14 protein-coding genes and 1 tRNA gene are annotated in these 14,989 nt (G+C 36.5%); 5 read left to right on the top strand and 10 right to left on the bottom strand.

Annotated features, from left to right (window positions below; translation table 11 throughout):
- Positions 1-4: 4 nt before the first annotated feature.
- The 3 genes from BLT04_RS12645 to BLT04_RS12635 all read right to left on the bottom strand — a co-directional run bounded on the left by BLT04_RS12645 (position 5) and on the right by BLT04_RS12635 (position 2,484).
- Positions 5-1,039, bottom strand: a complete 1,035-nt coding sequence (locus BLT04_RS12645; RefSeq protein WP_089756157.1) for a hypothetical protein — start codon at positions 1,037-1,039, stop codon at positions 5-7.
- A 16-nt stretch (positions 1,040-1,055) separates the two neighbouring features.
- Positions 1,056-2,111, bottom strand: coding sequence for a hypothetical protein (locus BLT04_RS12640; RefSeq protein ID WP_089756156.1), 1,056 nt, complete (start codon positions 2,109-2,111; stop codon positions 1,056-1,058).
- A 302-nt stretch (positions 2,112-2,413) separates the two neighbouring features.
- Positions 2,414-2,484, bottom strand: a tRNA-Gln gene (locus BLT04_RS12635).
- A 98-nt stretch (positions 2,485-2,582) separates the two neighbouring features.
- Here BLT04_RS12635 and BLT04_RS12630 point away from each other — a divergent pair.
- From BLT04_RS12630 to BLT04_RS12620, 3 genes are read left to right on the top strand one after another with little or no spacing between them, the layout of a single operon-like run.
- A complete protein-coding gene (locus BLT04_RS12630; RefSeq protein WP_089756155.1) occupies positions 2,583-3,611 on the top strand; it encodes an AMP-binding protein in 1,029 nt (342 codons plus the stop codon).
- Between the two features lie 12 nt (positions 3,612-3,623).
- The gene (gene arfB / locus BLT04_RS12625) at positions 3,624-4,016 is read left to right on the top strand and encodes an alternative ribosome rescue aminoacyl-tRNA hydrolase ArfB (protein WP_089756154.1); all 393 of its coding nucleotides are present in this window, start codon (positions 3,624-3,626) and stop codon (positions 4,014-4,016) included.
- Between the two features lie 53 nt (positions 4,017-4,069).
- Entirely contained in the window at positions 4,070-5,041 is a 972-nt protein-coding gene (locus tag BLT04_RS12620; RefSeq protein WP_089756153.1) for a deoxyhypusine synthase family protein, read from the top strand.
- A 342-nt stretch (positions 5,042-5,383) separates the two neighbouring features.
- On the opposite strand, the gene BLT04_RS18925 is transcribed toward BLT04_RS12620, so the two are convergent.
- Complete coding sequence (locus BLT04_RS18925; protein ID WP_170828476.1) at positions 5,384-5,530, bottom strand: hypothetical protein; 147 nt, start codon at positions 5,528-5,530, stop codon at positions 5,384-5,386.
- 61 nt (positions 5,531-5,591) lie between these two features.
- On the opposite strand from BLT04_RS18925, the gene BLT04_RS12610 reads away from it, so the two are divergent.
- Positions 5,592-5,888, top strand: a complete 297-nt coding sequence (locus BLT04_RS12610; RefSeq protein ID WP_089756434.1) for an MGMT family protein — start codon at positions 5,592-5,594, stop codon at positions 5,886-5,888.
- 273 nt (positions 5,889-6,161) lie between these two features.
- Here the strand turns inward: BLT04_RS12610 and htpG are convergent, their stop codons facing one another.
- From htpG to BLT04_RS12590, 4 genes are all read right to left on the bottom strand, one after another.
- A complete protein-coding gene (gene htpG, locus BLT04_RS12605; RefSeq protein WP_089756151.1) occupies positions 6,162-8,054 on the bottom strand; it encodes a molecular chaperone HtpG in 1,893 nt (630 codons plus the stop codon).
- Between the two features lie 383 nt (positions 8,055-8,437).
- On the bottom strand, positions 8,438-9,445 hold the full coding sequence (gene recA / locus BLT04_RS12600) for a recombinase RecA (protein WP_089756150.1): 1,008 nt from the start codon (positions 9,443-9,445) through the stop codon (positions 8,438-8,440).
- Between the two features lie 259 nt (positions 9,446-9,704).
- The gene (locus tag BLT04_RS12595) at positions 9,705-10,901 is read right to left on the bottom strand and encodes an oxygenase MpaB family protein (protein WP_228421944.1); all 1,197 of its coding nucleotides are present in this window, start codon (positions 10,899-10,901) and stop codon (positions 9,705-9,707) included.
- 56 nt (positions 10,902-10,957) lie between these two features.
- On the bottom strand, positions 10,958-11,734 hold the full coding sequence (locus BLT04_RS12590; RefSeq protein WP_089756149.1) for a LuxR C-terminal-related transcriptional regulator: 777 nt from the start codon (positions 11,732-11,734) through the stop codon (positions 10,958-10,960).
- A gap of 379 nt (positions 11,735-12,113) precedes the next feature.
- Here BLT04_RS12590 and BLT04_RS12585 point away from each other — a divergent pair, with 379 nt between their 5' ends.
- Positions 12,114-12,758, top strand: coding sequence for a hypothetical protein (locus tag BLT04_RS12585; RefSeq protein WP_139166245.1), 645 nt, complete (start codon positions 12,114-12,116; stop codon positions 12,756-12,758).
- 164 nt (positions 12,759-12,922) lie between these two features.
- Here BLT04_RS12585 and gap read toward each other — a convergent pair whose 3' ends face one another.
- Complete coding sequence (gap, locus tag BLT04_RS12580; protein WP_047399464.1) at positions 12,923-13,927, bottom strand: type I glyceraldehyde-3-phosphate dehydrogenase; 1,005 nt, start codon at positions 13,925-13,927, stop codon at positions 12,923-12,925.
- Positions 13,928-13,956: 29 nt separating this feature from the next.
- A complete protein-coding gene (gene pfkA / locus BLT04_RS12575) occupies positions 13,957-14,943 on the bottom strand; it encodes a 6-phosphofructokinase (protein ID WP_089756147.1) in 987 nt (328 codons plus the stop codon).
- Positions 14,944-14,989 lie beyond the last annotated feature (46 nt).

Below are 14,989 nucleotides of genomic sequence, written 5' to 3'. Positions count from 1 at the left end.
CAATTTATTGTCCCAGATAAATAAAATAAGTATATGTAACGCTTTCCGGTGTAATATTAAGAGCGACTCCTGTTCCTCCGGATGCCGCATTTCCTGTATGCAAATGATCGGCAGCTGTAGTTAGTGCTACTGCAGTGTTGGTGCTCACGGTTCCTCGTCCTGCTCTTACAATAAATGCATTTCCTGCAGCTACTGAATTCATGTTTTGACCTCCGCTTAATACGGAATGAGTATGATCGGCAGCTGTAGTGGTTGTACCTGTCATATTATAATTAGGTAAGTTTGCTCTCAGAAGTGAAACATTTGAAGAGCCTCCGGTTGCTAAGGTAGCACCTTGCTTCATCAAAAGGTTATTAGCATTAATTAAAGTTCCGCTGATTCCCAATGTAGTTGCGTTGGTTTGTGCAGTGGCAGGTAAAGTGTTTAATGCGCGGCCATCCAGCTTATACCAACCGTTATGATCCGTAGAACGGAGGGATTCTTTTACGGTTCCATAAGGTACTTTAGGGCCAATAGCCAAGGTTCCATCTGCTAAGGCTACGACATTTCCGTTTGATAAATTTCTTACGCGGGCATTTCCGTTGATGTCTAAAGTGTGCCCTGGGGTATTATTTCCAAGCCCTACTTTTTGACCTGTGGAAAGTATTGCTAATTTATCTGAATCAAAAGAAAGGTTGTTTCCACCTGTGGTCACTGTTCTGTTGGCAGCTAAGGTTCCGTCACCATTATAAAGGTCTACATTTATTTGTAAAGCGGCTCCGAAAGGTTTCCATACAGAACCGTCATAATACCAGAATCCGGTTTTATTAATGGTAGTTCCTGTATTGGTTGTTGCATATACCAATTCGCCAAGCTTAGGATTGCTGATTGCTTCTGCTTCGGCTGCAGTTACCCTGGGAATTAATAATCCGTGGGTTGTAGACGTGATATCTAGCGCAGCCTTTGGATTCGGGGTTCCTATTCCCACTTGGGCTTTTGCATCAGTCAATAAGAAAAGATACAAAAAAGATATAATTTTTATTGTAGTTCTGGTTAGCATATAGTTTTTTTATTAATTAATTACCCAAATAAATAAAATAATTCAGCTGAATATAATTAGGATTTAACGTAATAGGTGTTGCCGTTCCTCCGGTTGGTATGGTTACAGTATGAGAGTGTGCTCCAGCTGCGGAGGATATATAAGTCTGGTTGGCTCCTATAGAACCAGGTGCTGCTCCACCGGCTAATTGCCACACATTGGAGTCACCGGCAGGATCCTGAAGGATATCCGTACCTCTTACCACTGTATTTCCGGGGCTTATCAGATTATGGCTGTGGCTTACAGTTGTTGTGTTACCACTCAGTGTAAAGTTAGGTACATTTCCTTGAGTAAGTGTTACGCTGGCTGCTCCGGTTGTTGTTCCTGGTGTACCTTGTTTCATATATTTCCCTGCAGCATTGGGAAGTGTTCCCGTAATACCTAAGCTTGCAGCTCGTGTCTGGGCGCTTGCCGGTAATGCTGATAATGCTCTTCCATCCAGTAAATACCAGCCTTCATGATCTGTGGTCACTGAAGAATATCTCATATCTCCATAATGATAAACTAAAGCTGCATCGGTTGTTAAAACACCAGTGGCAGTAGTCAATACATTTCCTTTAGGTAAGGTACGGATTCTCATTCCGCCATTGATATCTAATTTTTGTGAGGGTGTTGCAGTCATTACACCTACATTACCGGCTGTATTTCCTGATATGAATAATTTATCAGGGCCGATATTCAGGTCATGACTGTCCAGACTAACAATTCTATTGCTGTTAAGCGTTCCGTTTGAGCTGTAAATATTAATACCTGCAGAACTTGTTGCGACAAGAGGTTTCCAGCTTGTTCCGTCATGAAACCAGAAACCTATCAGATTAACCGTGGTTCCTGTATTTGTCGTGCTAAAAACCAATTCGCCATCAGTAGGAACGGTGATTTGCTCTATTTGAGCGGCTGTCATTCTGGGAATCAGAATTCCGCTTTGGCTGGAAACAACATCCAGTGCAGCTTTAGGATCTGATGTATTTATCCCAACCTGAGAGAATGCTTTAATACTCAATAGTAAGCATAAAAGAGGAATTTTTTTTCTCATTGTAAAGAGTGAAATTAAGTTGTATTTTATTTTGTTAAGCGTTTGTGAACGGTGCAGAATTATTTAATATATTTTCATATAAATAATTAATAAGTATCGTGATGTAAGTGTTTTCTTTTCGAACGTAAAATTATTATAATAAAATCTTTCCTGTCAAAATCGACTGTAATAATTTCTTTACATCCTTGTGGAAAAAAGCGTACAATTTATAGTATTGTGGTATGTCTGATTTAATGTATATTAAAGATTTTCAGAATAGAAAAGGCTTAAAACAAAAAAAACCATCCAATTTGGATGGTTTGTAGACCCACAGGGATTCGAACCCCGACTGACGGTACCAAAAACCGGAGTGCTACCGTTACACTATAGGTCTGTTTTATTTTGGTGATGCAAATTTACAGCTTTTTTCTTTATTTCCAAAAAAAATAAAAGTTTTTTTTACATTTACATAAGTTTTTAGAGACGGCAAATATGGTGATAGACTACAATAATCTCAAAATTAATAATTTACATTCAAAGACAGAATTTGAAAAAAAAGTGATCTTTTTTACAGAAGAATGGTTTTCAGATTCAGAAACGGTAAAAGTTCAGAGCTCGGGTTCTACGGGAGTTCCGAAAGTTTTTAAAATTGAAAAAAAGAAAATGGTCAATTCTGCGGTGATGACCTGTAATTTCTTAGGATTAAAACAGGGAAATTCAGCTTTGATCTGCCTTCCTATAGAATATATCTCCGGAAAAATGATGGTTGTACGCTCTGTTGAAAGAAAATTAAAATTAATTGTTGCTGATCCATCCTTAAAACCTCTTGAAAACATCAATGATGAGGTCGATTTTTGTGCAATGACGCCTTTGCAGGTTGAAAATTCACTTGATAAATTACATTTAATTAAAAATCTGATTATCGGCGGAGCAGCAGTTTCCGAATCTTTAAAATCAAAAATTACCCAAACTCTTAAATCCTCAAACCCTCAAACCAAAATCTACGAGACCTACGGAATGTCGGAAACCCTTTCTCACATTGCTTTAAAACAAATTTCGTCGCAATCCGAAGAATATTTTACAGTTTTTGAAAATGTTACAATTTCTACTGATGAAAGAGGGTGCCTGAAAATTTTTGCGCCGAACGTAAATTCCGAAATTTTGCAAACTAATGATTTAGTTGAAATTAAAAATAAAAAGCAATTTAAGTTTTTAGGAAGAATAGATAACGTAATTAATTCCGGAGGAGCGAAAATTTTTCCTGAACAGCTGGAAGCTTTAGTAAAAAAAGAAATTCCGAATGAAGTTGTTTTTTTAGGAATTAATGATGAAAGTTTGGGACAAAAATTGATGCTAATAATTGAAGGAGAAAAATCAGAAGATTTAATTAAGAAAATAAATGAAATTCCGTTTGAGAAAAATTTTCATAAGCCAAAAGATATTGTTTTTATGGATAAAATCCCAAGAACTCCAAATGGAAAGGTAAACCGCCTTGAATTAACTAAAATTATAGGTAAATAAAAGCGAATTAAAATGAAAGACTTTTCAAAAGAGCTCAGCTTCAAAACTTCCCGCAGCAGTGGCGCAGGCGGGCAAAACGTGAATAAAGTTGAAACCTCGGTTACCGTGCTTTGGAAAGTCGATGAGTCCGAATTTTTTAATGAAAGGCAGAAAACTTTAATTCAAGAAAAATTAAAAAACAGAATCAATGCAGAAGGTTTTTTATTCTTAACCGTTTCCGAAAGCCGAACACAATTAATGAATAAAAACAAATCGATTGAAAAAATTCTTGAAATCGTTGATAAAGCTTTAATTGTTCCAAAAACAAGGATCGCTACAAAGCCTTCCAGGGCAAAAAAAGAAAAAAGGCTCGATACCAAAAAGAAAATTTCTGAGAAAAAAGAAAACAGACGTTTCAAATTTTAAATAGCGGCTGCTACATTCCGTTTTTAAGTTTTATCTTTGCAAAAATTAAAAAAATGAACAAACCGATTACCGAATTCATAGAAAAATATTATCTGCACTTCAATGCAGCGGCGCTAGTAGACGCTTCTAAAGGCTATGTTGCACACCTTAAAGAGGGTGGAAAGATGATGATCACTTTGGCGGGAGCAATGTCTACTGCTGAGTTGGGGAAAATCCTTGCTGAGATGATCCGTCAGGATAAAGTAGATTTTATTTCTTGTACCGGGGCAAATCTTGAAGAAGATCTGATGAATCTTGTGGCGCATTCTCACTACGAAAGAGTGCCTCATTACAGAGATTTGACAGCCCAGGATGAGTGGGATCTTTTGGAAAGGGGACTTAACAGAGTGACAGATACTTGCATCCCTGAAGAAGAGGCTTTCAGAAGATTGCAAAAACACATTGTTGAGATCTGGAAGGATGCAGAGGCGAAGGGGGAGAGATATTTCCCGCACGAATTTATGTATAAAATGATCCTTTCGGGAGTTTTGGAGCAGTATTACGAGATTCCCAGAGAAAACTCTTGGATGATCGCTGCGGCAGAGAAAAACTTACCGATCGTGGTTCCGGGATGGGAAGATTCTACTATGGGGAACATCTTTGCTTCTTACTGTATTAAAGGTGAACTGAAGGCTACAACAATGAAATCAGGTATCGAATATATGACCTATCTGGCAGATTGGTACACGAAAAACTCAAGTGGAAAAGGCGTTGGATTCTTCCAGATCGGTGGAGGTATCGCAGGAGATTTCCCGATTTGTGTGGTTCCGATGTTGTATCAGGATATGGAAATGCATGACATTCCATTCTGGTCGTATTTCTGTCAGATTTCGGATTCTACGACTTCTTACGGTTCGTATTCAGGAGCGGTTCCGAACGAGAAAATCACTTGGGGAAAGCTTGATATCACTACACCGAAATTTATCGTTGAAAGTGATGCTACGATCTGTGCGCCATTGATGTTCTCATACATTTTAGAGAATTAATAAAGTGGAAAGACAAAAGTCTGAAGCTTAAAGTTATATAAACGTCCAATTTTGTTGGGCGTTTTTTATTGCCCACAGATCATAGATTTGCACAGATGATTGTGTTTATTTATGTAAATATGAGTGCTATAAGCGATTAAAAATAATATCAAATAAAAATTTTCCCACCAGAAAATGTAACGCGGACATCTGTGCAAATCTGTGCGATCTGTGGGAAATATGGGCGTGCCCCTCTCCAAAGCAATCCCAAAGCTCGGGTCGGGCTTCTCCGGGCTCCACTTCGTTCCGGTACTTTGTACCACTCGCTTCGCTCGCGCCCTCCATATCCCTCACGCAAAACGGTCAGTCCAGAGAATTTACCAGCACGAAATATCGGTATGCCAGAATTCCTTTTTGAAATTTTGTCAGTTTCATAGGATCTTTATCACTTAATTTCGGTAAAATCGCTTTATTGATTTTATTGATGAATCTAAAAAATGATTTTTTCATAACTTTATATTTTTAGTGATTGGATTTAGAAAAGAGATTCAAAAATAATGCAAAACAAAAAATGGACGAAATATTTAAACAACAAGTCTGGGAAATTACAAAACTCGTTCCCAAAGGAAGAGTAACCAGCTACGGAGCCATCGCAAAAGCTGTGGGCTATCCCAATCATTCACGCCATGTCGGAAAAGCGATGGGAGGCTGCCCGAAAGATGTTCCTGCACATCGTGTAATTTCCAGTTCGGGAACTTTGTCTGTTCCGGAATTTCAAAAAAAACTGGAAGCAGAAGGAATTGAAGTTGAGAATTTTAGAATTAAAAATTTTAAAAAACTGTTTTGGGATCCAATGACTGAGTTGTAAGTTATTAGTTATGAGTTGTAAGTTATTAGTGATGAGTTACAAGTTAAGGCTTCGACTTCGCTCAGCCTGATATTTCTGAGACTAATTTTTTGCGTAATGATATTAACGTGTCAGGCTGATCGGCCACAAAGTGACGACTTATCCAGCGTTGGGTGAAGCCCAACGAAAAACATCAACGAAATAAAAAGTTTCGGGGCGGCTTTGCCGCCCCGAAACCTAAATGAAATTCCGGCGGAGCAAAGCTCCGCCGGAATTCAATATAAAATAGTTAAATTACTTATTAAGATTCTGATAACTTCTCTGAATAAAATCCGTCAGGTCTTTTCCTTTCAATAAATTCTGGGAAAGTTTAGCCAGATCCAAAGCATATTTTATTAATCCTTCTTTTTCCTCTGCATTTTCTGTTTTCAAAATCTGATTGGCAAATTCACTGTTAGAATTTACAACCAAATTATACATTTCAGGGAAACCGCCCATTCCAAACATTCCGCCACCGCCGGTTGCCTGCATATCTTTCATTCTTCTCATAAATTCGGGCTGCGTGATTGTAAACGGGGCATCAGTGCTGTCTAAATCTTCAAGCTGAACCGTAAATTTCTTATCATTGATCGTTTCTTCAACGTTTTTCTTTAAAGATTCCTTTTCAGCTTCATTTAATTTAGAAATAATAGGCTCGTCTTTTTTGATCAGATTATTCACGTGATCGGCATCCACTCTTACAAATGATACTTTATCTTTTGAAGTTTCCAGCTTTTGAATTACGTGGGCAATAACAGGAGAATCCAAAACAAGAACTTCATACCCTTTATCCTTTGCAGATTGAATATAGCTGTGTTGTTCATCAGCGTTTGAAGTGTAAAGAACAACTAGATTTCCGTCTTTGTCGGTTTGGTTCGGCTTAATTTTCTCTTCTAATTCATTCCATAGGAAATATTTTCCGTCTGTTGTTGGATATAACGTGAATTTGTCTGATTTTTCGGCGAATTTATCTTCCGTTACAATTCCGTATTCGATGACCACTTTAATGTCGTTCCATTTTTGTTCGTAATCTTCACGGTTTTCATTGATCAAGGAAGCCATTTTATCGGCAACTTTTTTAGTAATGTAAGAAGAAATTTTCTTCACCGCACCATCAGCCTGCAAATAAGAACGGGAAACGTTCAGCGGAATGTCCGGAGAATCAATAACGCCACGAAGAAGCATAAGGAAATCAGGAACAATACCTTTCACTTCATCCGTTACAAAAACCTGGTTCTGATAGAGTTGGATTTTATCTTTTTCAATATTTAAATTGTTGCTTAACTTCGGGAAGAATAAAATTCCTGTCAGATTAAAAGGATAATCAACATTCAAATGAATATTAAACAAAGGCTCCTCAAACTGCATTGGATACAATTCATGATAAAATTTCATGTAATCCTCATTCGTCAATTCACTTGGAGCAATCGTCCATGCCGGAGTAGGGTTGTTGATGATATTGTCAACTTCTTCCGTTTCTGCAACGGTACCTTCGGGAGCGTCCTCCGGTAAAGGTAAGGTGTGGGTTTTAGTTCCAAATTTAATCGGAACGGGCATGAATTTGTTATATTTCAACAATAATTCACGGATTTTCCCTTCTTCCAGAAATTCTGTCGAATCTTCTGCAATATGAAGAATAATTTCCGTTCCTCTGTCAGTTTTGTCAGTTGTTTCTTCTAAAGTAAATTCCGGGCTTCCATCGCAGATCCAACGAACTGCAGCTTCATCTTTATAAGATTTAGTTATAATTTCAACTTTTTCAGCAACCATAAATGCAGAATAAAATCCAAGCCCGAAATGACCGATAATTCCTGAATCTTTCGCAGAATCTTTATATTTTTCCAGGAACTCTTCAGCACCGGAAAACGCCACCTGATTGATGTATTTTTCAACTTCTTCAGCGGTCATCCCGATTCCCTGATCGATGATTCGAAGTGTTTTTTGTTCTTTATCAATTTTCACTTCAAGCTTCGGATTTCCGTACTCAACTTTTGCTTCACCGATACTCGTTAAGTGTTTCAGCTTTAAAGTTGCATCCGTTGCGTTTGAGATCAGTTCTCTCAGGAATATTTCGTGATCACTGTAAAGAAATTTTTTAATAAGCGGAAAAATATTTTCCACAGATACATTAATATTTCCTTTAGTCATAATAATTTAGTTTTGATTTGTTTTATTGTTCGCAAAAAAAATACCATGCATCAGAAAGTGACATATTGACATTTTTTTTTAATTATGAATTATGAATTATGAATTATGAATTATGAATTATGAATTATGAATTATGAATTATGAATTATGAATTATGAATTAAATTTTTAATAAGGCGCTTCGTAATTCCCATCCCTTGGAGGGGTGGCGAAAATTCAGAGAATTTTTGACGGGGTGGTTTAAAAAAGACATTTATTAAACACAAATTTCACAAATGATTTTCACGAATAAACACAAATATTTATGAAAAGTGTAATTAGTAGTCATTAATAAAAACAAAAAGACAGCCCGAAAGCTGCCTTAATATTGTAAATTGATAAAACTTAGTTAGCCTTGTTTTTCAGTTCTTCTTTAATTTTATTTTCCAATTCCTCAGAAAGCTCAGGATTGTCTTTTAATAAATCTCTTACCGCATCACGGCCCTGTCCTAATTTAGTTTCACCGTAGCTGAACCAAGAACCGCTTTTCTTCACAATTCCCATATCGACTGCAGCATCAAGAATTTCTCCTGTTTTAGAAACACCTTCACCATACATAATATCGAATTCTGCCATTTTGAAAGGTGGGGCTACTTTGTTTTTCACAATTTTCACTTTTACACGGCTTCCGACCGCTTCATCTCCGTTTTTGATCGGCGCACTTGCTTTTCTGATGTCAACTCTTACAGAAGCATAGAATTTTAAGGCATTACCACCGGTTGTCGTTTCAGGATTTCCGAACATAACACCGATTTTCTCTCTCAACTGGTTGATAAAGATTACCGTACATTTTGTTCTTGAAATCGTAGCGGTCAATTTTCTCAAAGCCTGAGACATCAATCTTGCATGAAGACCCATTTTAGAATCTCCCATTTCACCCTCAATCTCCGCTTTTGGAGTTAAAGCTGCTACAGAGTCAATAACTACGATATCAATTGCTCCTGAACGAATCAGGTTATCAGCAATTTCCAAAGCCTGTTCGCCGTTGTCCGGCTGAGAAATGATTAGGTTTTCAAGATCAATTCCCAGTTTTCCTGCATAACCTCTGTCAAAAGCGTGCTCTGCATCAATAAATGCAGCAATTCCGCCTGCTTTTTGAGCTTCTGCAATAGCGTGAAGTGTTAAAGTTGTTTTACCTGAAGATTCAGGTCCGTAGATTTCGATAATTCTTCCTCTCGGATAGCCACCTACGCCAAGAGCAATGTCTAATCCCAAAGATCCGGAAGGGATAACTTCGATTGTAGTGTCGATTGCACTATCTCCCAAAGTCATTACAGTTCCTTTTCCGTATGTTTTATCTAGTTTGTCAAGCACCAATGCAAGTGCTTTTTTCTTATCATCAATGTTACTCATCTGTTGTTAAAATAATTTCTCAAAAATACGGAAATTTACTGTCAAAAACTAATATTATTTGTTCCTGAAGCCTGTTTTTATAGTTAAAAAAAATATAAAATTTGATAGGTTATATTGTTAAAAACGAATTCAATGCAGGATTGAATAAATTACTTTAAATACTGTAAAAAAATATCCATAAAGTTTGTCATTCCGTAGTGAGCTCAACTGTTAAAAGCTAAAAAAATTGTTTCGGTTTCTGTCAAATATCTTTAAAGGATTAATGAAAATTGGAATTTTTAGTTACTCCCAAATAATCTTCCAGGACTTTCATCTGGCTTTTATTTCCTTTTTTAATTCTGGCTTCGCGGCTTACAAAAGTGTCGTAAATTTTATTAATTAATATTTTAGTTTTAGGAAATAATTTTCTGTTTGCGACCTCGGGAATTTGTAATCTTTTACAAACTTCATCATCCAGTAAAAACCAAGTACAGCAAATGTGCAAATAGCGTAAATTTTTTCTTTGAAAATTAAATTTTAAAATAGGATTTTCCAGAGATTCATTCAATAAAGAATGAGCCAGCAAAACAGAATCTTTATCCGAAGGTGGTTGCACGGAAGTCCATAAATGAAAATATTCGGTGGCTTGTTTTTTATCATTTGGAAGAAGGTTTTCAGGAATTCCCAGCAAATATCCAACGTATTTCCAGAGATGGAAAAGCCCTTGTTCTTCTTCGATAGAGAACGTGTTTCCTAATTTTTGAAGACTGTGAAGAAAGACAAGGCTAAAACCTATATAAGTCGCCATCATATCCCAGGAATTGATGGGTTCACCCCAATTTTCCGTGTCCCAGTCTTTATAATGCTTTTTAATGGAAAGCCTTGCGTATGAATGAATTAATCTTGTTTTTATGGCAAATTCATATCCTTTTGCATGAATTTTCAATGCATCATATCTTGTAACGTTTACCCAGAAATCCAATGTCTCGGAAAGACGCTTTACGGCTCCTTTTTTTAAGGCTTCTGTTGCAATCAGAGGTTTGTTGAGATAAGCGTAATCGTAACCGCCGATCAGGCAATAATCTCTTAACGAAATCAAGGAATCGAGGTTGCTTCTCATGCAAAGTTCGGCGCCGCTTCTGATCAGATTGTAATCCAGCCAGTCAGGAATTTTCTGAGTTTGGGTGAAAAGTTTTTTTACACTTTCCGGAACAATATCATTTTCTGAAACCCCATTCCGAATATAATTTTCTATTTCTCTTGACGCTTCATGAAATTTTTTCTTAAAGTAAACATCTTTTACAACTTCATCGCCAATTTCGTCTACATGATAAAAATAAGACGCAAATTTTTCAAAATCATTAAAACTGACCTCCGCACCGGAAAAATCTATCAGCTGTTTTCCGTTGCCTTTTTGCCAGAAATCTTTAAAATGCTTTGCGTTTTTGAAATGTGGTTGTACGCTTATTCTTTCCATTGAAGATAAAAGTACAAGTTTTACGCCGAATTCATGGTGAGATTTATCAGCTTATATTAAATTAAACCTGATTCAAAGGCTTTTTTCAACAGTTCTTTGCTGTTTCGTGAATTTGTTTTCCGTAAAATATTTTTCCGGTGAGTGCGCACCGTATGCTCGGACAGGATCAACATGCGGGCAATTTCAGGGCCGGAATAGCCTTTTGCAATTAAGGATAAAATTTCGGTTTCTCTTTTAGTAAGATTTTCTAAAAATTCGTTATAAGTAGAAAAATTTTTAAGTTTTATCTGCTGGAAATCATTTCTTGGAGAAATCCCTGAAATTAAAACGGTGTAAGGATTTTCCTGCGTAATATGATTGATATTGGTATGTATATTTATAGCTTGTACAAGCTGTCCGTTTTCATCTTCCAGCGTCGGAATTGCCTGGTGATGGAACAATTCATAATTCCCGGCAGCCGTTTTCATTCTGAAACAATAGCTGAATTTAAGGAAAAGCTGTTGACTGATGCCGATCTCTAATATTTTTTCAACAATAGTCTGCTCAGCTTTAATAACAAAGGGAATATCATCAGGATGGGTAAGATCGATGATTTCCTTTAAATTTTTCGGAAAATCCGGTAACCCATGAATTATTGAAATATTTTCATGATGATGAGAAAGAGTGCTGTTGGTAAGATTCAAAACATAATAATAGAATTGCCCGATAGCAAACATTTCGCCGATAATCCGTCTGATTGGAGGTTTGGATAATGCTTTTTTACTGTCTTTTCGTACACCCGGATACGTGTTCCAGACTTCGATTAACGGATGTTTTTTCTCTGAATTTTCCATATGAATTAGCTTCGAATTAAAAATAGGTAAAGTTTTCTTTAAAATACCACAAAAGGGGGATTTTTTTACAGGAATAAAATTCCAAAATTTGTCCTAACTAATAACCCTGGAGACTCACATTCTAAAACTGTTTTATTTTGCAGTACGTTTTCATATTATATTGTATTTTTAATTCATAAAATCCGTAACAATTTGACCCTTATTAATTTTAGATAATCTAAAAAAGTTTGTAGTTTTCTTATTAGCTGTTTGAAAATGATAAACTAGCCCCTTGCATTACGTGAGGGGTTTTAATTTTTCTCTTACAATTAAAAATCACACAAACGGGTACTTTTTCCGTGCTGTTAAATTTCCAACATTTGTTTTAAAATTAATAGCCATGAAAACAAAAATTTTATTAATGCTTGTATTTTGTACAGAAATAATGTTTGCACAAAATACTGATACGCAGTTCAAAAAAGTAACTGATGTTACTATGTCTAATGATACTTTATTCGTTAAAGGCTTTAAAACAGATGGGACTTTCGGAAAGTATATTAAGAAAATGGCGTTGAGTGATGTTTATACCAATCGGATCATAACATACCGTCCACAAGTTTCACTTCTTACCTTACCAATCAAAATAAGACCGAAAACGGATGATTATTCCTCGAGTGCATATTCCGGCTTAGATAATATTGGTATTAATGTAGATTTTATTTCTTTTCAATGGAACAGGTATTTTTCTACCGGAAGAAATTCTTCTCACAGAATAGGTGCTGGTCTTCTTATTGCGCCTGCCGTTGAAGAAATGACCGCTGAAAATACTAAAAATCAGGTAGCTAATAACAAACAGTTTTTTGTTACCACGGGATTAGCCTTTAATTATTCGTATAATAAATTAACATTTACGGTTGTTCCTGTCGGTTTTGACATTGCAACAAATAGTGCGGGAAAAGAATGGATTTATAATAAAAAATACTGGTGGGGATTTGGAATTGGTGTAGACCTGAAGATTTTGGAAACATTATTTGAGAAATCTTAGTTTGTATGAAAGATCTTATTTTCCTCAAAAACCTTAGCAGCTTTTGTTTGTTTGTTTTAATTGATAAAGAACGTTTTTAATAATTAATTTATATTGCAAAAAACAAAAAAACCTTCTCACCGAGAAGGTTTTTATATTACTTATTGCTAATTATTTATTACCAATTACAAAGAAGCAGCATGAATTAACATATCAACTAATTTGTTTGAATACCCCATTTCGTTGTCATACCAAGAAACAAGTTTTACAAAATTAGGAGAAAGCATGATACCAGCGTCTTTATCGAAGATTGAAGTTCTCTTATCTCCTACGAAATCCTGAGAAACAACAGCATCTTCAGTGTATCCTAAAATACCTTTCAATTCACCTTCAGAAGCAGCTTTGATTGCAGCACAGATCTCATCGTAAGAAGTAGCTTTTTCTAATCTTACCGTTAAATCTACTACAGAAACGTCAACAGTCGGTACTCTGAAAGACATTCCTGTTAATTTTCCGTTTAATGAAGGGATTACTTTTCCTACTGCTTTTGCGGCACCTGTAGAAGAAGGAATAATATTGTTTAAAGCAGCTCTTCCTCCTCTCCAGTCTTTCATTGAAGGACCGTCAACAGTTTTCTGAGTTGCCGTTGTAGCGTGTACCGTTGTCATCAAACCTTCTACGATTCCGAAGTTATCGTGAATTACTTTAGCTAAAGGTGCTAAACAGTTTGTCGTACAAGATGCGTTTGATAAGATTTTGATATCGTCAGTAAGCTCTTTGTGGTTTACACCCATTACGAACATCGGCGTATCATCTTTAGAAGGCGCCGAAAGGATTACTTTCTTTGCACCGGCGTTGATATGTTTGGCAGCGCTTTCTTTATCTAAAAATAAACCTGTAGATTCTACGATATAATCAGCTCCGATTTCGTTCCACTTTAGGTTGTTCGGGTCTCTTTCTGCTGTTACTCTGATTCTTTTTCCGTTCACCACAAGATCATTTCCTTCTACAGAAACCTCACCCGGGAAAATACCGTGTACAGAATCATATTTAAGCATATAAGCCATGTATGTAGCATCGATAAGGTCATTGATTCCTACTACTTCGATGTTATCTCTTTCAGTCATTGCTCTGAAAACAAGACGTCCAATTCTACCAAACCCGTTGATACCTACTTTGATTGTTGACATAATAGTTTGTTTTAAATTATATAAAAATATTAGATTGCTAAAATTTCTGAAATCAGTAAAAGGTCTTTGTTGATTTCGTTATGTTTTTTAATGGCTTCTTCGATCGGTGTATAAACCATATCATTGGAACGCATTCCGGCCATTACGTTTGTTTGTCCTTCCATTAATCCTACCACGGCTCCGTAACCCAGTCTGCTCGCCAAAACCCTGTCGGCACAGCTTGGTGATCCTCCTCTTTGCATATGTCCCAAAATTGCCACACGAATGTCATAATCAGGGAATGCCTGCTTTGTTTTTTCTGCCAGCTCATACACATTGGCTAATTTCTCACCTTCTGCAACAACTACAATACTTGAAGTTTTTCCTGTTTTTTCAGCATTTCTGAAGGTGGCAAAAAGCTCATCAATACTGTCTTTTTTCTCAGGGATCAAAATATCCAGAGCACCGGTTGCCAATCCGCTGTTTAAAGCAATAAAACCTGCATCACGACCCATTACTTCAATAAAGAAAATTCTGTTGTGAGAAGTTGCCGTATCACGGATCTTATCGATCGCTTCCATTGCGGTATTTAAAGCCGTATCATAACCGATCGTATTGTCAGTCCCGAAAATATCATTATCAATAGTTCCCGGCACACCGATTACTTTGATTCCGAATTCTTCGTTAAATATTTTTGCTCCCGTAAAAGTTCCGTCCCCACCAATACAAACCAACGCGTCAACACCATGTTTTACGCAGTTTTCATAGGCTTTTTGACGTCCTTCTTTGGTTCTAAATTCCTGTGATCTGGCAGATTTCAGAATAGTTCCGCCCTGGTTGATTATATTTTTTACGGAACGAGGCCCCATTTTCAGGAATTCATCGTTGATAAGGCCGTTGTAGCCTTCTCTTACTCCGTAACATTCTATATTATAATAATTTGCGGTCCTTACTACCGCTCTTAATGCTGCATTCATACCCGGAGAATCGCCTCCTGAAGTAAGAACTGCAATTTTTTTTACAGCACTTTCTTTCATCTAGTAAAAAATTTCGAACACAAATTTACAAAAACAAGTTCAGATA

It is taken from the genome of Chryseobacterium soldanellicola (assembly GCF_900100115.1).
In the GTDB taxonomy this organism is placed as follows: domain Bacteria; phylum Bacteroidota; class Bacteroidia; order Flavobacteriales; family Weeksellaceae; genus Chryseobacterium; species Chryseobacterium soldanellicola.
This window is presented reverse-complemented; position numbering and strand designations above follow the sequence as displayed.